General features: G+C 26.9%; 23 protein-coding genes. 8 read left to right on the forward strand and 15 right to left on the reverse strand.

The features are described from left to right. Together KJQ97_RS06070 and KJQ97_RS06075 are read left to right on the forward strand one after the other, a co-directional pair. Positions 1-540: helix-turn-helix domain-containing protein (locus tag KJQ97_RS06070; protein WP_214120272.1), on the forward strand; the 540-nt coding region annotated here is incomplete at its 5' end. Positions 541-602: 62 nt separating this feature from the next. After that, positions 603-1,433: an NHL repeat-containing protein gene (locus KJQ97_RS06075; RefSeq protein WP_214120273.1), complete on the forward strand. Its 831-nt coding sequence runs from the start codon at positions 603-605 to the stop codon at positions 1,431-1,433. Positions 1,434-1,468: 35 nt separating this feature from the next. Here the strand turns inward: KJQ97_RS06075 and KJQ97_RS06080 are convergent, their stop codons facing one another. From KJQ97_RS06080 to KJQ97_RS06090, 3 genes are read right to left on the reverse strand one after another with little or no spacing between them, the layout of a single operon-like run. Next, entirely contained in the window at positions 1,469-1,759 is a 291-nt protein-coding gene (locus tag KJQ97_RS06080) for a metal-sulfur cluster assembly factor (RefSeq protein WP_214120274.1), read from the reverse strand. After that, positions 1,740-2,888: a hypothetical protein gene (locus KJQ97_RS06085; RefSeq protein ID WP_214120275.1), complete on the reverse strand. Its 1,149-nt coding sequence runs from the start codon at positions 2,886-2,888 to the stop codon at positions 1,740-1,742. The genes KJQ97_RS06080 and KJQ97_RS06085 overlap by 20 nt, the downstream gene beginning before the upstream one ends. Before the next feature lie 10 nt (positions 2,889-2,898). After that, positions 2,899-3,219, reverse strand: a complete 321-nt coding sequence (locus KJQ97_RS06090; protein ID WP_214118493.1) for a hypothetical protein — start codon at positions 3,217-3,219, stop codon at positions 2,899-2,901. 166 nt (positions 3,220-3,385) lie between these two features. Here KJQ97_RS06090 and KJQ97_RS06095 point away from each other — a divergent pair, with 166 nt between their 5' ends. Then, a complete protein-coding gene (locus tag KJQ97_RS06095) occupies positions 3,386-4,399 on the forward strand; it encodes a hypothetical protein (RefSeq protein WP_214120276.1) in 1,014 nt (337 codons plus the stop codon). On the opposite strand, the gene KJQ97_RS06100 is transcribed toward KJQ97_RS06095, so the two are convergent. Genes KJQ97_RS06100 through KJQ97_RS06115 form a run of 4 tightly spaced genes read right to left on the reverse strand, consistent with a single transcriptional unit; the run spans position 4,385 to position 7,365 of the window. Then, entirely contained in the window at positions 4,385-4,858 is a 474-nt protein-coding gene (locus KJQ97_RS06100; RefSeq protein WP_214118975.1) for a YbaK/EbsC family protein, read from the reverse strand. The genes KJQ97_RS06095 and KJQ97_RS06100 overlap by 15 nt on opposite strands. After that, a complete protein-coding gene (locus tag KJQ97_RS06105; RefSeq protein ID WP_214120277.1) occupies positions 4,851-5,615 on the reverse strand; it encodes a phosphatidylserine decarboxylase in 765 nt (254 codons plus the stop codon). The genes KJQ97_RS06100 and KJQ97_RS06105 overlap by 8 nt, the downstream gene beginning before the upstream one ends. A gap of 8 nt (positions 5,616-5,623) precedes the next feature. Next, the gene (locus tag KJQ97_RS06110) at positions 5,624-6,715 is read right to left on the reverse strand and encodes a metallophosphoesterase (protein WP_250325182.1); all 1,092 of its coding nucleotides are present in this window, start codon (positions 6,713-6,715) and stop codon (positions 5,624-5,626) included. A 2-nt stretch (positions 6,716-6,717) separates the two neighbouring features. Then, on the reverse strand, positions 6,718-7,365 hold the full coding sequence (locus tag KJQ97_RS06115; protein ID WP_214118979.1) for a Crp/Fnr family transcriptional regulator: 648 nt from the start codon (positions 7,363-7,365) through the stop codon (positions 6,718-6,720). Between the two features lie 59 nt (positions 7,366-7,424). Here KJQ97_RS06115 and gltX point away from each other — a divergent pair, with 59 nt between their 5' ends. Genes gltX through KJQ97_RS06130 form a run of 3 tightly spaced genes read left to right on the forward strand, consistent with a single transcriptional unit; the run spans position 7,425 to position 10,673 of the window. Then, positions 7,425-8,762 carry a glutamate--tRNA ligase gene (gene gltX / locus KJQ97_RS06120; protein WP_214120278.1) on the forward strand — a complete coding sequence of 446 codons (1,338 nt, stop codon included), beginning with the start codon at positions 7,425-7,427 and terminating at the stop codon, positions 8,760-8,762. Continuing rightward, complete coding sequence (locus tag KJQ97_RS06125; RefSeq protein WP_214120279.1) at positions 8,749-9,063, forward strand: YggT family protein; 315 nt, start codon at positions 8,749-8,751, stop codon at positions 9,061-9,063. The genes gltX and KJQ97_RS06125 overlap by 14 nt, the downstream gene beginning before the upstream one ends. After that, the gene (locus tag KJQ97_RS06130) at positions 9,060-10,673 is read left to right on the forward strand and encodes a lytic transglycosylase domain-containing protein (RefSeq protein ID WP_214120280.1); all 1,614 of its coding nucleotides are present in this window, start codon (positions 9,060-9,062) and stop codon (positions 10,671-10,673) included. The genes KJQ97_RS06125 and KJQ97_RS06130 overlap by 4 nt, the downstream gene beginning before the upstream one ends. Positions 10,674-11,185: 512 nt before the next feature. Here the strand turns inward: KJQ97_RS06130 and dnaK are convergent. From dnaK to KJQ97_RS06145, 3 genes are read right to left on the reverse strand one after another with little or no spacing between them, the layout of a single operon-like run. Continuing rightward, a complete protein-coding gene (gene dnaK, locus KJQ97_RS06135; RefSeq protein ID WP_214118833.1) occupies positions 11,186-13,051 on the reverse strand; it encodes a molecular chaperone DnaK in 1,866 nt (621 codons plus the stop codon). Between the two features lie 12 nt (positions 13,052-13,063). Beyond that, positions 13,064-13,627, reverse strand: coding sequence for a nucleotide exchange factor GrpE (locus KJQ97_RS06140; RefSeq protein WP_214118832.1), 564 nt, complete (start codon positions 13,625-13,627; stop codon positions 13,064-13,066). After that, positions 13,624-14,409 (reverse strand): hypothetical protein, encoded by a 786-nt coding sequence (locus tag KJQ97_RS06145; protein WP_214120281.1) that lies wholly within the window; start codon positions 14,407-14,409, stop codon positions 13,624-13,626. Before KJQ97_RS06145 ends, KJQ97_RS06140 begins: the two co-directional genes overlap by 4 nt. A gap of 248 nt (positions 14,410-14,657) precedes the next feature. Here KJQ97_RS06145 and KJQ97_RS06150 point away from each other — a divergent pair, with 248 nt between their 5' ends. Continuing rightward, on the forward strand, positions 14,658-14,903 hold the full coding sequence (locus tag KJQ97_RS06150; RefSeq protein WP_214118828.1) for an XRE family transcriptional regulator: 246 nt from the start codon (positions 14,658-14,660) through the stop codon (positions 14,901-14,903). Between the two features lie 209 nt (positions 14,904-15,112). Here the strand turns inward: KJQ97_RS06150 and KJQ97_RS06155 are convergent, their stop codons facing one another. Both KJQ97_RS06155 and KJQ97_RS06160 read right to left on the reverse strand, forming a co-directional pair. Further along, on the reverse strand, positions 15,113-15,580 hold the full coding sequence (locus tag KJQ97_RS06155; RefSeq protein WP_214118824.1) for a peptidylprolyl isomerase: 468 nt from the start codon (positions 15,578-15,580) through the stop codon (positions 15,113-15,115). 9 nt (positions 15,581-15,589) lie between these two features. Further along, positions 15,590-16,297, reverse strand: coding sequence for a YebC/PmpR family DNA-binding transcriptional regulator (locus KJQ97_RS06160; protein WP_214118822.1), 708 nt, complete (start codon positions 16,295-16,297; stop codon positions 15,590-15,592). 55 nt (positions 16,298-16,352) lie between these two features. Between KJQ97_RS06160 and KJQ97_RS06165 the strand changes: the two genes are divergently transcribed. After that, entirely contained in the window at positions 16,353-16,877 is a 525-nt protein-coding gene (locus KJQ97_RS06165; protein ID WP_214120282.1) for a GNAT family N-acetyltransferase, read from the forward strand. Here the strand turns inward: KJQ97_RS06165 and KJQ97_RS06170 are convergent. The 3 genes from KJQ97_RS06170 to KJQ97_RS06180 form a co-directional block, all read right to left on the reverse strand. Beyond that, on the reverse strand, positions 16,863-17,615 hold the full coding sequence (locus KJQ97_RS06170; RefSeq protein ID WP_214120283.1) for a TSUP family transporter: 753 nt from the start codon (positions 17,613-17,615) through the stop codon (positions 16,863-16,865). The genes KJQ97_RS06165 and KJQ97_RS06170 overlap by 15 nt on opposite strands. 97 nt (positions 17,616-17,712) lie before the next feature. Further along, positions 17,713-18,471 (reverse strand): sulfite exporter TauE/SafE family protein, encoded by a 759-nt coding sequence (locus tag KJQ97_RS06175; RefSeq protein WP_214120284.1) that lies wholly within the window; start codon positions 18,469-18,471, stop codon positions 17,713-17,715. Further along, positions 18,458-19,152, reverse strand: a 695-nt coding sequence (locus KJQ97_RS06180) for a TIGR02757 family protein (RefSeq protein ID WP_214120285.1), incomplete at its 5' end; no start/stop codon positions are given. The genes KJQ97_RS06180 and KJQ97_RS06175, both read right to left, overlap by 14 nt.

Genomic DNA, 19,152 nt, shown 5'->3' on the forward strand with positions numbered 1-19,152 from the left:
CTTTTAAATAGCAATTTTACAACCGATGAGCATATTTTTAAGCTAAATTCTAATGAATTATTAAGCTCAATTTTTACATCATTTTTACCTTGTTTTAGTTATAAAACCAATGAAGATATTTTAAAATTAAAATTTGAAGAATTATTTTTAGCCCTACTTTATAGTAAGAATAATCAAAGTTTTTTATCATTTTTAAAGACCATAATCACCAATTTTAAACTATCTTTATATCAGATATTTTCGTATTGCGAACAAGATTTTCAAAGCGTAAATGATATGGCAAAAATATCTAATATGTCCTTAACTACTTTTAGCAAAAACTTCAAACAAAGCTTTGGAATTAGCCCTAAAGAATGGCTTGATAATAAAAAATTTGAAAAGGCAAAATTCTTATTAGAATTTTCAAACAAAAACATTACAGAAATATGTTTAGAAGTAGGATTTAACTCACCTGCTTGGTTTATTTCACGCTATAAAAAAAGATATAATAAAACCCCAAAACAATTTCAAAAATCAAAAAACTTATATTTTTTACATTAAAACTATTAGAAATAAAATTCTTTTTTCCTTATAATTTTTCAAAAATTATTTAAGGAGAAAAGATGAAAAAATATATTTTAAGTTTAGCATTACTTGCTAGTATGAATGCAATGGAAGTTAAAGAAATCAATGCTTTTGCTTCGCCTGAGAGTGTTGTGGCAAATAAAGATTATGTATTTGTCTCAAATGTAGGTCAAAAAATTGAGCCTTTAAACAAGGATTTAGATGGTTATATAAATATAATCTCAAAAGCTGATGATAAAATCAATGTATTTGTAAAGAATTTAAATGCTCCAAAAGGTATGAAGATTATTAACAATACACTTTATGTTGTAGATATTGATACTTTATACGGCTTTGATATAACAAGCAAAAAAGAAGTATTTAAGCTAGAAATTAAAGGCTCGGTATTTTTAAATGCTATTGAGAGCTTAGACAATGATACTCTTTTAGTAAGTGATACTGGCACTTATACGATTTTTGAAATCAATTTAAAAGATAAAAATTATAAAACTTTTATGAATATTGACAAAAGTTATGGTGGTCCTAATGGCTTATTGATTGATAAAAATTCTTTATATGTCGTAGGGTATGACCCTAGTGAAAAAGATGGCGGAGCTATTTTAAAAATTGATTTAGCTAGTAAAAATGTAGAAAAACTAAGTGATAATTTAGAGCAATTTGATGGAATTGTTAAAATTAATGATGATATTTTAGTATCTAGTTGGGGTAAAGAGCTAAATGGTTATATTTATAAACTTAATCAAAATAAATTAGAAAAGCTAGATTTAAAAGCACTTAAAGGACCTGCTGATATGTTTTATGATAACTCTACAAACACACTTTTAGTGCCTGAAATGGCTAATAATTCTTTATTAAAAATCAAATTATAATTAGAATTTACTATGAGAAAATCTCTCATAGTAAATTAAAAACTTAAAGCACTTTTGACCTCATCGCTAGCCATTTCTATACTCCAAGCAGGCTCAAACACTAAATCAATATCAACACTATCTATTCCATCTACACTTAAAGCAGAGTCTTTTACCCAAGTTATCAGTAAATCATGCATAGGACAAGACTTAGTAGATAAGGTCATAGTGATTTTACAATATGAATTATCAATTTGTATATCATAAATAAGCCCTAAAGCTAAAATATCAAAACCCACTTCAGGGTCAATTACATTTGAAATTGCATTAATTACTTGCTTTTTCATTCTTTGCTCCTTTGTAATTTATATAAGTAAAAAAATTGATTACATTAATTAAAAGACCTATATTTAACGCTATATATAAATAAATTGATGAATTAAAATAAAGAGAAATTACTAAGCATATATTAATTAGCATAGTAAAAAAAGCTGCTTTTTTAATCACCATATCATCTAATAAAGGGACTTTTATTTTTCCGATTAATTTTGAAATAAAATGAAACCATATTAAAAATGGCAAAATCTTATAAATATGTGCGATTATAAAAGGTAAAATCGTTGCAAAAATTAATAATTTAATAGCTAAAGCATAGTCTAAAACATAAAATTCTCTCATAGCTAAAAACGAGCCAATACAAGCAAAAACAATATTTAAATTCCAATAATCTTTAGCCTTTCTTGTTCGTATTTTAAGTATATATAAACACCAAAATACAAAACAAGCTAGGGAAAAAATAGCTATACTTTTATGAAAAAATGCTAAAAAATACGCCACTAAACTAAGCCATAATAAATAATTTTTATGCTTATGAGTTAGTGCAAACATTGGCAATAACACACTAGCAGCACCTATACAAATAAATAAAATAAAACCTAACATAAAATATATATGAAGATGAAGAATTAGTTCATAATCTAAATATATAAGCCCGTTTAAAATAAGCACAATTAAACCAGCACAAACTAAGCCTAATGCTAAAAAAACAACCCCACAAAATAAAGCACTTTTAGCAATATTATTAAAATCAAAAAATGATATTAAAAACAGCACAATAAAATAAAAAACACTTAAAATCATAGCAAATACGCTATATTTTAGTAATGCCAAATCATAATTTAAAAACGAATACATAATAAAGGCTAAAGAGATATTGCAAATAAAACTCACAAAAAATACACCTTTTATACTAAAGAATGCTTTTTCATAAATTACCGAGCTTAATTGATAAAGGCTACCTATTATTATATTTAAAGCAAATCCAGCAAAAAAACAATGTAAAAACGCTTTAAATTGATAACTCTCAAAATCATAATTTGAATAAGAAAATAAAAACATAAAAGCTAATAAATAGCAAAATGCAAATATAAAATAAATAGCCACCACTTTAAATGGTGGTGCGAATGCGTTTAACATAACTTAGCCCTTATGGATGGTCTTTACAAGCTTCATCAAAATTGCTATGCTCTTTAATTTTAGTAAATACTAGCCAAAAAAGTCCATCTTTTTGTGTAGTTTGAATATCATAATATGGCTTCACGCTAGGAAGTAAGCCTAAAGGATTTTTATGATTTAGCATAATTAATTTTTGATTAGGCTTTAAATTATTTAAGCCAACTCTAGCATTTATCATAGGTTCAGGTGGCATACACTGACTACTATCAAAAGCTAAATATTCATCATTTTCATAAAACTCAACCGTAGCATTTGCTAAACTAACTTTTTTCCAAGATTTAAAATCAAACATTTTTTCTCCTTTTTTCTCACTATTCTAAAAAAGTTTAAAAATTTTGACTTTGACTTAAGTCAATTTGAAGTTCAAAAAAAGAAAAATTAAATACTTAAATAAATTTTTAAATCAAATTCCTAAATATTTATTTGCTATAATAAACCTTATTTTTACAAGGTTAAATATGAATATAAATCAAATAATTAATTTTAAATTTAATTTTAAAAAGATTTTATACAAAGCTTTATTTATTGTTTTTATAATAATTCCACTTTTATATATTTTAATTATGAGTTTATATTTATTAGAATTTAATCCACAAAAATATAGTAAAAACCCAGAAGCAAGTGAAAAATTTTTAACCGGATATTTATTTATTGATATTGCAAATACATTAAATATATTTTTTAAATATGATAGCTTTATTGTAAGACCTTTTTTAAATATAGCTAAAAATTATTATGATGAAGGTAAAAAGCTCTTGCCAGATGATAGTATTGAAGATATTATGTGGTGGGTTTTGTATTATAAACGCATGTATGGTTTAACTAAAAAAACACAAGATTATAGTATGTTAGACAAGCTAAGCTACGATGATTATCAAGAAATCTATGAAATGATAAAAAGAGTGCCTTATGGCAATATTTATTATGATGTGGATATTATGACAGAATATAGACTATCTAATATGCTTGGTTTGGTTATGCTATATACAAATTATACATCAAATAGAGCTTATGAATATTATATAAAAGATTATGATAAAGCAAGTGAAATTTATGAGCTTTTAAATATAGCTTTTAATAAATACTATACATATCAAGCAGAGAAAAAATTGAATTACGCACTATATTTAGATGTCATGATAGATCTTTTAAGCACTTCGGCATTTAAATATTATAGTGAAAACAATTACTACGATGGAACTTCAAAAATAGATGTTACTAATATACCTTTACCTGATTATATTTGTAATGCTACAGACACAATAAAAATTAATGAATACTTTAAAAAAGCTATTTTATTTACAGACGAAAGTAAGTTATTTATAAGGAGTATATATAAAGGTTCTGTTAATTATTTACATGCTTTACATAAATATTGCCCAGAAGATAAGGAAATAAGATATAGAATGCTTAATGTTATTGTTAATAAATTTCAACCAATGTATAAAAAAGGAGAATTAAATGATAGATGAATTGCTTATACTAGCAATATTAAAAAGCTTTTGAATATATTTTGCATTTATTTTTAGCTGAAGACCACGAAGCCCAGCACTAAGCACAAAATACTCAAGCTCTAAAGCTCTTTCGTCAATAAATCTAACATAATCTTTTTTCATACCAAAAGGCGAACAACCGCCCCTAATATATCCTGTTTTATCCTTTAATTTATCAAGTTTTAAAAGGCTTAAGGATTTTTCTCCTACCGCCTTTGCAAAAGATTTTAAATCTATTTCTAAATCCCCTTGAATACAAGCAACATACAAGGCATTTTTACCCTCGCAAACTATGGTTTTGTAAATATATTTAATATCAATTCCTGTCTTTTTTGCTACGCTAATTGCTGATAAATCATCATCTACTTCATAGCTTAATAATTCATAATCTATTTTTAAAGTATCTAAAAACCTTGCTGCATTAGTCTTTTTAATCATTTGCTATTCTTTGTCCGAATTTAATCGCACCAACTTGACATTCAAGTTTTAAATCATTGCCTAAGATTAAAATAGTAGAACCCATCAAAAATCTTCCTAGCATTTCGCCTTTTTTTAAGCTTACATTATCATAGTTTTTCTCATAATCACTTGCATTTTTCATATTAGTTTGCACGCTTGTATCAAAATCAAATTCCATCTTGCCAACATTTACAGCCCCTACAAAAACCATATAAAAAATATCTCCACTATCTTTTTTGCAAGTTAAAACTACACGCTCATTTCTTGAATACAAATTATCATGCTTACTAAGTGCTTTTAAATTAACGCTAAAAAGCTCCGCACAAAAATATTTTAGATTTAAAACCTGCATATTACAAGGACTATGATAATTATGATAATCCCTTGGGCTAAGATAAATATTTAAAAAATCAAGCTCATTTTTAGGAGTAAAACCTAAAAGCTCTTTAATATCATAATCTTTACCTTTTATACTAAACGCCTTTAAATTTGAGCTTTTTGCATAACTTAAAATAGTGCCATCACAAGGACTTATAAAGCCGCTTTCAAATTCTCTTGGCTTTATTAATCTTCTAGTAAAAAGAGCTAATAAACTATCGTATTCTTTATAGTCTTTAAACTCATCTAAAGGTATATTAAAATGCTTTACATAAGTTTTGTTTATATAATTTTGCATAAATTTTGGATATTTTATGCTTACTAATTTACCAAAAATTCTTGAAATTGTTTTTCTCATTATATTCCTTAAAGTCTAATTATTACTATTTCACTAGGTGCTAAAAAGCGTATAGATGGACCCCAAAATCCAGCACCACTACTAACATATAATTTAGTTTTTTTACCGATTTCATAAAGTCCGTGCAAAAATCCTTGCTGCATTAAAACAAAAATACTAAATGGGAAAATCTGCCCTGCGTGAGTATGCCCTGATAAAACTAAATCAAATCTACTCAAATCAAATTCCTTAGCTACAACAGGTTGATGAGCTAATAAAATATTGTATTTAGTATCATTAAAATTTTTATAAATTGGGGCTAAATCCATTGGCATTCCATATTTTGCACCCTTTAAATCATTTATGCCACTAAGCACTATTTTGCCTAAATCTATGCTTTCATTTTCTAATACTTTTATATTAGTTTGCTTTAATTTTGCTAGGATTTTTGTAGCGTCGTGGTAGTATTCGTGATTGCCAGTTACATAAAAGCAAGGCTTATTAAAGGTATTTAATAAATCCAAATAATCAATATCATCTATGTTAGTATCTATTAAATCCCCAACAATTACTACATAATCAACTTCTTGTTCGTTGATTTTTGCGATTAATTTTTCTAAAAAATCTTTGTGCAAATTTTTGCCTAAATGCACATCACTTATCATTGCGATTTTTATTCCTAAATTAGCATTTAAATCTACATATTTAATAGGTGGAATTTTAATTGCCTTAAATATACCTTGTAAAAAACACCCAAATGCAACAAATAAAACGCCTAAATCACAAATCAATTTTAAAGTTTTTCTTCTATTTGTGTCTATATTCTTTACGCTTTTAAAGGCTATAAATTTAACAATATCATAAATTAAAGCGATTAAAAAGAAGAAGAAAGAAAAACCCAAAAGAATTGATAAAGTAGTATAAAGAAAATCAGGCAAAAAATTAGCTCTCATAGAGAACAAAAATACAACATTAGATATAAATAAAACTATGCAAACTAATAAAAAAAATCCTTTAAATCTAGGGAAAATTACTCTAAATAATTGTCTATAAATATAAGCATTTGCAATAAAAACAGCAACGCAAAATGCAATAGCAAATAATAAATGGTGTAAGCTCATAATTAATTCTCGTAAAGTGATTTTAAATATTTTTCATCATGAATTATTAAGTTTTTATCATCATCAAAACTAATAATTCCATCATTTTTAAACTTAGCTAAAATTCTAGAAAAAGTCTCCGGAGCTAGATTTATAAATGAAGCTAATTGGATATGTTTTATGCTCTTAAATACTTCGCTTTGTTCGCAAACTAATTTAGCTAACTTTGCTTCAGCACTTAAAATCATTTCATTATGAACAAATTCTGATAAATAAATTAACTTTTTTGAAATTCCACTTAATAAAGCTAGAACAAAATCAACCTTAGTTAAAAACTTATTTTTAAGCTCTTCAAAATCAATCTTAATCACTTCCCCACTATTTAAAAAACTAGCACTCGCAGGAAAAGGGATATTTTCAAAATTAGCTAATTCGGCTACAAAAGAAATCGGAGTTAATTTATGCATAAAAATTTCAGCTCCTTTTTGGTTGGTTTTATAAACCTTAATATTTCCTTTAATTAATAAGTGCAAATACTTACTACTTTCACCTTCCATAAATAGCATTTCGCCTTTTTCGTAGCTTTTAAGAATACAAATTTTTGCTAATTCTTCAAGCTCATTTTCGCTAAAATCTTTAAAAAAAGAAATTTTTTTTAATACTTCTTTCATTGGCACTCTTTTTACTTTCTTAAAATAGAATTATGAAAAATCATATCAAGGAATTACAAATGTTTAGATTTGCCCCATCACCTACAGGCGATATGCATATAGGGAATTTAAGGACTGCCGTTATTAATTATGTATGTGCAAAAAAATATAATAAAAAGTTTATTTTAAGGATAGAAGACACAGACACAGCTAGAAATATTCAAGGCAAAGAAGAAGAGATTAAGAGTATTTTAAATTTATTTGGGATTAATTGGGACGAATACTATGTGCAAAGCACTCATCTAGCAACTCATCAAAAATTAGCAGCAAAATTATTAGAAAATGGTTCTGCTTTTAAATGCTATTGTACCGAAACTGAATTAGAAGAGAAAAAAGAATTAGCAAAAAATGAAAAAAGAGCTTATAGATACGATGGAACTTGCGAGAATTTAAAACAAGATTTAAATAAATCATTCGTAATAAGACTTAAAAAGCCTAAAAACACAATCACTTTCAAAGATGAAATAAAAGGCGTTTTATCATTTGAGCCAAATGATGTTGACAGTTTTGTAATTTTAAGAGCTGATGGGACACCTACATATAATTTTGCATGCTCTATGGATGATATGTGCGAAGGAGTTAGCTTTATTATCCGTGGAGAAGACCATGTAAGCAATACTCCAAAACAAGAACATATAAAGGCGTCTTTAGGCTTTAATGAAAGTATGCAATATGCACATTTACCTATCATTTTAGACGAAGAAAGCGGTCAAAAAATGAGTAAAAGACAAGAGCATTCAAGCGTAAAATGGCTTTTAAATGAAGGCTTTTTGCCTGATGCGATAGCTAATTATTTACTAGCTTTAGGCAATAAAACCCCTAATGAAATTTTTACTATGAATGATGCAATTTCTTGGTTTGAAATAAGCAATATTTCTAAATCTCCGGCTAGATTTAGTATGGCAAAACTAAGATTTATAAATAGAGAGCATATTAAGATTTTAGATGATGAAATTCTAGCTAGATTATTGTTTAAAGATGAGTTTTTAGCTAAGTTTAGTAATGTAAAAGTATTAGCAAAATTAGCAAAACTTCACTTAGAAGAAGCAAGTACTTTAAATGAAATTAGAGCTAAACTTAGTGGATATTTTCTACCATTTAATGTAGTTTTTGCTAACAATTTAGATTTTAGTGAGAGTGCGAAATTATTAAAAGCTGAATTAGAAAAATCAAACCTACCTAGCAAATACGAAGAATTTAAACTAAATCACAACGCTAATTTAAAAGGCAAACAATTATTTATGAGCTTAAGATTATTGCTTAGTGGTTCAGCTCACGGCCCTGAATTAGCACAAATTTATGAGATTATGCAACCTTGTATGAGCGAGTTTTTAAAGGTAAAAGATGAGCTTTGCTGATATTGTAGTTTTACTATTTGTATTGATAATAAGAGGACTAAATATTTATTCATATTTAGTTATTGCCTATTGTTTATTTTCGTTTTTTCCACAAGCTTTTACAAGCCCTATCGGATATAAAATATACAATATTGTATATAAATTAGTAAGACCTGCCTTTGATTTAGTATATATGATAATACCGCCTAGATTTTTAAATATAGGTATAGTAAGTCTTGCTCCTATTGCTGTTTTTGTAGGAATACATTTATTACAAATCGGATTATTTGAATTAGTAAAAATCGTAAAAGGATTATTATGAAAAAATTAATTAGTATATTGTTAATTACTCAAGCTTTATTTTCATATACTTATGAAGAATTAAAAAATGAGCCGAACTCACTTGCTAAGGACTTTTTTTTATATAATTTATTAAAAAATAATGAGATAAAAAAAGAAGATTTAAAAGAATTTAAAACACATATTTTCCGTTTTGCTGGAGTTATGAAAAAAGAATATGAAAAACTAAGCAAAGATATTAAAGAAGAGCCAAAAACATTACCTGCTGATTCTTGCTATAATTATTCAATCAATTCTATAATGAACGCAGATGAAAAATGTCAGATATTTAGACTAAAAGAAATAAATTTTGCAAAAAAATTAAGCAAAGAAAACCTAATAAAACTAGCAAATATTTATAAACAAAAAGATAAAAATCTAAGCTCACAATTAAGCATATTAGCTAACAAAAACCCTGTGGCAGAAAGCATTAAAAAAGGTGATGGAAAAACCTTAATGAAGCTTTATTACGATGGATATAAGCTAGATGATTTTTCTCCAGGGCCACTTACTCGTGCTAGTATGATGGAACACCCTAATGCTTATAAATTTTTAAACTCAGCTATAGTAGATGATAAATATCCAAAAATAAAAGAAAAATTAGCAAGTCTTGATAAAGAAGACGCTAAAGAAGATTTAGCATTTGCATTAGGTTTAAATGCACTTATGTTTAATAAAAATGCCTTAGCAGAAAAATACTTTTTAAGAGCTAATAAAACTTATAAATATAAAAGACCAAAGGATAATGCTTTATTTTTTGCTTATTTAGCTAGTAATAAAACTAGACATTTAGATACTTTAGCAAATAGTGATGATTTAAATATTTATAGTATTTTAGCAAAAGAGCTAACAAACACACCACTACCTACCATCATCACACCAAATCCTACAAAAAGCATAGATTATCCTATAAATAATGCTTTAGTTCAAGCTAGATTTATGAATGACATTAAAAACGCTGATACTCAAAAGCTTAGTGAAATGCAAGAATATTTTAATACCAAAAATACTCAAGGACAATATCTAGTAATTAGCGATAAATTAAGTAATTTTAAAGATAATATTTATCCAATACCATTTCCTGAAGAATTAGCCAGTTATAGCGTAGAGCAAAAAGCACTAATTTTAGCTATTGCTAAACAAGAAAGCAGATTTTTACCAGCTTCTGTAAGCACTTCTTATGCTTTAGGTATGATGCAATTTATGCCTTTTGTAGCAAGACATACTGCTAAAGTTGATTTTAATGATAATGATTTTGATGTTACTCAAATGTTTGACCCAAAAATAGCTTATAAATTCGCAAACGCTCATTTAAATACGCTTAAAAAAGGAGTTAAGCATCCTATATTTATAGCTTATGCTTATAACGGGGGCTTAGGATTTACTCAAAGAATGCTAAAAAAAGATTATATGTTTAATCCAAATTCTAAACTAAAATCATACGAACCATTCTTATCAATGGAGCTTGTGCCTTATTTAGAAAGTAGATTGTATGGTAAAAAAGTTTTAGCAAACTATTATATCTACCTAAAAATATTAGGTCAAAATGTAAAAATGAGTGATTTAATAAAACAAATAGATAAAAATCAATAATATAGGTATTTTTACCTATATTATCCTTAGTTTTTGCACTAAATTATAAGAGCTAAAAACCATTTAAAGCTTATATATTAGTATAAAAACAATTCAAATGATTTTAATAACTTACTTTATAATAATTGATATATGCTTTAAATATTGCAGTAATAAAAAATAAATTATATTTTGGGTTTAAAATCGCTATCAAATGTTTTTAAAAATACTTAATTTTTATATATGCTTATTTAAAAACTATATGACTTATTTAAATTCTTAAAAATTATTTTATAAAATATAAGAACTCTTATTTTATATACTTTTCATACTTAATTGTAATTTACAAAATTAATTCAGAGCTTGCAATCTATTTTTGTATAAAAATATAATATTTACTAAATTTTACCATCACTAAAAATAAACATTAAAAGATATTAAAAGATATTTTAAATTAAGATAAATTAGGAATTTCAAATTGAAATTCCTAAAATTAAGGATAAATCCTTGTAAGACTAGTTTTTAATAAATTATTATTCTACTTCTGCATCTACTGCATCATCTTTTTCGCTTTTTTTAGCGTCTTTACTATCATCTTTTTTGTAAAGATTTTCAGCTAATTTATGACTTGCGTCGCTTAGTTTTTTCATTTTCTCATCTATTTGAGCTTTTGTTGCGTTTTCATTATTTACTACATCATTTAGCTCATTTATTGCACCTTCAATCTCTTGTTTAATTGCAGGTTCTACTTTATCCCCTAAATCATTTAGGCTTTTTTGAACTTGATGAACTAGGCTTTGAGCTTGATTTTTCGCATCTACTACTTCTCTTCTTAATTTATCAGCTTCTTTGTTTTTCTCAGCTTCGTTTATCATATTTTTAATCTCTTCATCACTTAATCCGCTTGAGCCTGTGATTGTGATATTTTGAGCTTTACCACTTGCTTTATCTAATGCACTTACCGTTAAAATACCATTTGCATCAATATCAAATGTAACTTCAATTTGCGGCACACCTCTTGGAGCTGCTGGGATACCTTCAAGGTTAAAATTACCAAGAGATTTATTATCACGGCTAAACTCACGCTCACCTTGTAAAACATTAATAGTAACTGCACTTTGATTATCTTCTGCAGTTGAGAATGTTTGACTTTTTTTAGTAGGAATTGTTGCACCTTTTTCTATAATTTTACTCATAACTCCGCCTAAAGTTTCAATTCCAAGACTAAGTGGAGTAACATCAAGTAAAAGCACATCTTTTACATCACCTTGAATAATTCCTGCTTGAGTAGCAGCACCCATTGCAACAACTTCATCAGGATTTACGCTTTTATTTAGTTCTTTTCCAAATACTTTTTTAACTTCTTCTTGAACTAAAGGCACACGAGTTGAACCTCCAACCATTACTACTTCTTTAATCTCGTTTTTGCTAATTCCTGCTTCACTTATAACTTCATTGATTTTTGTGATAGTTTCAGCCACAAGTGAGTCAATCATTCCTTCAAATTGAGCTTTTGTAATTGTTTTTACAAGGTGTTTTGGACCTGTTGCATCAGCTGTAATGAATGGTAAATTCACTTCAGTTTGATTTGTACTTGAAAGCTCTTTTTTAGCGTTTTCTGCTGCTTCTTTTAATCTTTGTAACGCCATTTTGTCATTTCTTAAATCAATTCCTTGCTCATTTTTAAACTCAGTTGCTAAGAAATCAATTAATTTATTATCAAAATCATCTCCACCTAAAAACGCATTACCACCAGTTGCTAAAACTTCTACAACACCATCACCAGTTTCTAGAATTGTAACGTCAAATGTCCCACCACCTAGGTCATATACTGCAATTTTTTCAGCACTTACTTTATCAAGACCATAAGCTAGAGCTGCTGCAGTTGGTTCGTTTATAATTCTTAATACATTTAATCCTGCGATTTGACCTGCTTCTTTAGTAGCTTTTCTTTGTGCATCGTTAAAGTATGCTGGAACGGTAATTACTGCATCAGTTACAGATGTTCCTAAATAGCTTTCAGCATCTTCTTTAAGTTTCATTAAAACTTTTGAAGAAATTTCTTGTGGAGTGTAAGTTTTACCTGCAATTTCTATCGCACAAGCACCATTTCTATCTACTATTTTATAAGGTAAATGTTTTGCCGCTTCTTTAGCATTGTCCTCATTCATCATAAGACCCATAATTCTTTTAATTGAATAAATTGTTTTTTCTGGGTTTGCTACTGCTTGGCGTTTTGCACTATCACCTACTAAAACTTCGCCTTTATCTGTAAATGCTACAATTGAAGGGGTTGTGTTTTTTCCTTCTTTATTTGGAATTACTTTTTTTTCTCCACGCTCATAAATTGCTACACATGAATTTGTTGTTCCTAAATCTATACCTATTGCTTTTCCCATAGTTTTCTCCTTTTATTTTGATACGCTTACTTTACAAGCTCTAATTATTCTGTCATTTATCATATAACCCTTTTGAAACATAGCTGCAACACAATTTGGCTCAAGCTCTGCTTCAACATGCATCATAGCTTCGTGATAACTAGGGTCAAATTCATCACCTTCATTAGCTACGATTTCTTTAATTCCGTGTTTTGCTAGGATATTTTTAAATAAACTTAAAGTATTATCAATACCTTGTTTAAGTTGTTTTGAAAACTCATCATCTGCTTCAAAATTACTAGCATTTTCTAATGCGTCTAAAACAGGTATTAAATCCTTAAGCAATCCTTCTTGTGCATATAAAACAGCACTTTGCTTATCTTTTTCTAAGCGTTTTTTATAATTTTCAAAATCTGCATTAGCTCTAAGATAAGCGTCTTTTAATTTTGCAAATTCTTCATTTGCCTTATCAAGCTCTGCTCTTAAAGCAATTTCTTCATTACTTAACTCATTTTGTTCGCACTCACAATTTTCATTGCATTCGCAAACTTCTTCGTTATTTACTACATTTTCTTCTTGCGTGGCTTTTTCGCTCATATCGCCTCCCTTAATTGATTTAAAACATTTTCATAGTCTGTAAAAATACTACCTGCAATTATTAAAGAGCTTTTATTTTGCATATAATTACAATCTAATTTAACTCCCATAAAATCAGGTAAAAATAGCTCATCATAAATCAAGTTATTAGTAAAATAATCAAGTAACTTTAAATTCATAATAGAACTAAATGAAGAAAGTTTTACAATATTTGCAAAAATTTTTTCTCCACATATAAATTTAATTTTATTTTTAAAAGAATTTTCAATATCACTTAAAGTATTTATTAAATTTAATCTATATAAAATTGTCTTAATATCATTTATCTCATATCCTTTTAACTGATTAAAAAGTATATTTAATTCATCGTTAAAATCAATCAAAACCCTATTTTCTATAAAATCTAAAATAATAAATCTATTTTCAATGTTTAAAATATCATTTAAAAATATTTTTTTGTTATCAACAATAAGGAAAAACAAATCATTCTCGTTAGCAACTCTTAATAAATTTAAAGTTGAGTTTAATTCTAATTTAGAATTTAATTCATAATTAAAAAATTGCTTCCAATAATATTTCATAGCTTTTTGAGTAGGAATTCTTCCACCGCTTGCGTGAAGTTTTGAAATATAACCATCACTATCAAGTTGTTTAAAATAAACTCTTATAGTGCTTGCAGGAACATTCAAACTATCTTGCAATAACATAGAGCCAATTGGATTTTGCTCGCTTAAATAAGCTTTAATCATTTGCTCTAGTATAAAATCAGTTTTTTTACTCATTATCACTCATACCTTAAAATTGATAAACGAATTATATCACTTGAGTTGTTAACTATCAAGTAACTATTTAGTCTAATACACTCAACTTAATTTAGTAAAATTATTTAACCATATATTTTATACATTATTTCGTATATATTTTATTTTTTAATGTATTAATTTAAGGATATTTTGTATTTTTTATATTTTTTTACAAATATAAACTCCGTTTTAGCGAAGTTTAATTTTTAAAATCGTATAATTTAAAAATGATTGAGACGAACGATATATTTAATTTATTACATAATGCGATAGAGAGTAAAGAAAATGGTAAGAAAATTTCTTTGCAAGCAATGTCGCAGCGTTTAGGATTACCTATGCGAACTTATCAAGACTGGCGTTTAGGTAATTCTAAACCACAAGCAGTAAAAGCTGTATTTACAATGCTTTGTGAATTAGATGATGATGAGTTATTATTTTTAATGTCTCGTATAAGAAAACAATTAAAGGACTAAAAGTGATTACCGAAAAGGAAAGAATAGAACTTGATATGATATTTAATAGTATTAGAACAAGTAAAAAAAATATAATAAAAAGATATTTAAAAAATATCTGCAAAAAACTTTTATATCCTCGTAAAAAGCAATATAATCATCAATTTAATTAATTTTCAAATTCTTTAACCTAAATTAAAGAATTTGAATCATATCTTAGATATTTTAAATTATTTTATTTCAATACTTTCAATAATATCGCCTTGGCGAATACTATCAAGAACCTTTAAGCCATCTTCGTTATTAACTTGACCAAAAATCGTATGAACTCCATCTAAGTGTGGTTGTGCTGAATGACAAACAAAAAATTGAGAGCCACCAGTATCACGACCAGCGTGAGCCATAGATAAAGTCCCTCTTAAATGCTTATGCTCTTGATTTTTACATTCACATTTAATATTCCAACCAGGACCACCTGTGCCTGTGCCTAAAGGACAACCACCTTGAATAACGAAATTAGGAATTACTCTATGAAATTTTAGACCATTATAAAATCCATTTTTTGCTAAATGAACGAAATTTAAAGTAGCTTGCGGGCTATCTTTAAATAAAGTTAATTTCATATCACCTTTATTTGTCTTAATAATAGCTTCATTAATATTTTCTAAATCTGCAAAATTGTCATATACTTTTAACATAATTTTTCCTTATTCTATATTTGTATAAACCGCTTGAACATCATCATCTTCTTCAAGCTTATCTAATAATTTTTCAAGTTCAGTGATTTGCTCTTCACTAAGACTTATTGGATTGTTTGGGACATATTCAAGTCTTCCACTAACAAGCTCTAATTTAAGTTCATCAATTCCTGTGCTAAGCTCTTTAAAGCTATCATAAGCTCCGATAATTCTTACATTTTCTTCTTCATCTTCTAATTCTTCTAAACCAAAATCAATTAGGCTTAATTCTAATTCTTCTAAATCCATATTAGGTTTTTTACATACAAAAACACTTTTTCTTGAAAATAAAAATTCTAAACTACCATTTACAAGTGGAGTAGCTCCATTTTTATTAAAAATAGCTTTTATATTAGCTGCGGTTCTATTGGTATTATCAGTAGCAACTTCAACTATAATTTGCACTCCGTAATTAGCTTTAGCTTCATAATGAAGGCTTTTAATATCGTTTCCATCTTTACCTGCTGCTCTTTTTAATGCCGCGTCAATATTATCTTTTGGCATATTTTGAGCTTTTGCTGTTGCTATTGCTGAACGAAGTTTTGCGTTCATTTCAGGGTCAATTCCACCTTCTTTTGCTGCAACTTCAATAGCTTTTGCTAATTTTGGAAATATCTTACTCATCTTATCCCAACGAGCTTCTTTTGCTGCACGTCTGTATTCAAACGCTCTTCCCATATTCACCTCTTATAATTAAAATTTGGTTAAGATTTTACAAAAACAAGGATAACTAATGATTAGACCTGCTAGAATGAGTGATTATAAAGCTTGCGAGATTTTAGACTTAGCTATGGCTGAGTTTAGTGAAAACTTTTTTAACGAGAAAGACTATCATAAAAAAATAGAAAAATTTTATGAATTTTTTGGCAAGGAAAAAACTAGATTTTGTCTTGATAATTTATTTGTATATGAAAAAGACAATCAAATTATTTCAATTTGTTGTGCTTATGGCGATAGAGAATATAATGATGACGCTTTAAAGCAATATTTAAAAAATACAAACTCAAATTATGAGATTATAAAAGAATGCGATAAAGACGAATTTTATATAGATAGTGTAGCGATAATTCCTAGCTATAGAAAAATGGGGATATTAAAAGAAATGCTTGAATATGCAATTAATATAGCAAAAAATAAAGGTTATAAAAAAATTACACTAATAACCAAATCTTCACAAATATACGAAAGATATGGTTTTAAAGTAATAAATGAGTGTAAAGAATTTGAAAACTATTTTAAAATGCTAAAAGAAATTTGAATATATCAATTTACAAATAGTGCAAAAAACAATAATTATAAAAACCCATCTAATTATATTTATATTAATTTTTAGAAGGCATTTACCACCTAAATAAGCACCTATTATCCCACCTACTCCCATAATAAGACCAAGTTTAATTAAAACATCATAAAAGCACAAAAAGAAACATAAAGAACAAACATTGCTTGTAGTGTTTAATAATTTAGTATTTATTGACGCTTGCTTTAGATTAAATCCTAATAAAGAAGTAAATGCTAATATCCAAAATGAGCCAGTTCCTGGTCCTATAAAACCATCATAAAATCCCAAAATAACACCAAAAATTATTAAAAATAAAGTAGTGCTTAAAATAGCTTTTTTGTTTATATTCCCTAGATTTGGCTTAAAAATAGTATAAATAAATACTAATATTAAAATAACTAAAATAAGTGGCATAATAGCTTCATTAGATATTAAAAGCAAAACATAACTTCCAAGAATTGAAAAAATTGCTGTTATTAAAATTCCAAGTCTTAATTCTTTAAATTTTATTTCTTTTCTTAAACTAAATACAGCAGAAACTGCAGCCATACTAGCTTGTAACTTACTAGTTGCAATAGCTAAAGATGGTGGCACTCCAAGTCCTAAAATCACAGGCAATGTAACAAGTCCGCCACCACCCACAATAGCATCAATAAAACCACCAATAAAAGAAGTTAAAAAACCTATAAAATATTCTAATAAACTAAATTCCATAAAGAAATTATATAATAATTTTAGTTAAATTATACAAGACTAAATAAGTTTATAAAAAGTCTTTTATATAAATAAATTTTATAATTTGTAATAAAAATTATTTTAAATAATATTCATAAGTTAGTTTAAGTAAAGTTATAAAAACAATAACTAAAAATATTTTTTTGATAGAATCACTTTTGTATTTTAAAACAAATTTAGCACCTAAAAATGCTCCAAATATACCACATACTGCCATTTTTAAACCAAGTGAATAATAAATCTTAAAATCTATCATAAATATTATAAGAGAAATCATACCGCTTGCCATACACAAAGCCTTAGCATTAATACTTGCTTGTTTAATATCTTGACCTATTAAACTAATGCTAGCAAATATCCAAAATGAACCTGTAGCAGGCCCTAAAAATCCATCATAAAATCCTATCAATAAGCCAAAAAACGGATAGAATAATTTTTCACTCATTATTTGCTTAGCTTTAATACTACCTAGTTTTGAATTGAAAATAGAATATATAAAAATCAATAAAAGAGTAAATAATATAATGGGTTTTAATGGTTCAGGATTAATTATTAAAAGAACCCTAGCACCTAAAATACCACCTATTATGCTAAAAATCATTCCTATAAATACTTTTTTAAATTCTATATATTTAAAAAGGGTTGAAAACGAACAACACATCGCAAACATTGCTTGAAATTTGTGAGTGCTAATGGCTAATTGTTCTCCTAAACCAAAAGCAATTAGCATAGGTATTATAATAAGCCCTCCACCGCCGCAAATTGCATCAATAAAGCCAGCAAATAATGCCGATATTAAAACTACAATTTCTTGGATAATACTAATTTCTGGCATTTTTAATTAATTCTTGTAAAGAATTTTCATCGTTAGTCTGAGATATTCTATATAAAGCAAAATCGTATTTTAAAGGGTCTTCATTGCAAAAATTTTTTAAAGCCTTACTAAGCTCTAGCATACATTTTTGATCAGCTTGTTTTCTTTTAATAAGTCCTAACATAAGCCCCATTTTATGTGTATGCGTATCAAGTGGCATTAATAAATCAGCAGGGCTAATTTCATTAAACAAACCTAAATCTAAATTATCATTTCTTACCATCCAGCGATAATACATACAATATCTTTTATACGCACTTGTATTATTAACTTTACTAAAAAAGAATTCATACCCATCACTTCTATAATCATTCAATGAATAAATCTCAGCAATTAAAGCTTGAATAACTTCTAATATTTTATTATTTTTGCTTGTTTTATAAATTTTATGACTAAAATCTTTTATACTTGATTTTTCTTTAAATCTTTTTAGACTAATAAAAATTTCTGCTACATCTCTTTCGTTTTGAAATCTATATTTGTGATTTATTTGCCTTATTTCTTCATCACTTTTATTAAGTAAAGTAAAATCAAGTTTTTTTAAAAATTTTACTATAGCACCAGCATTTCCATACGCAAATAAAGCGCATATTAAAGCAATAAATTCTATATCTTTGCTATTAATATTATCATATACTACTT

Source organism: Campylobacter sp. 2018MI01, from assembly GCF_018501205.1.
GTDB lineage: Bacteria > Campylobacterota > Campylobacteria > Campylobacterales > Campylobacteraceae > Campylobacter_E.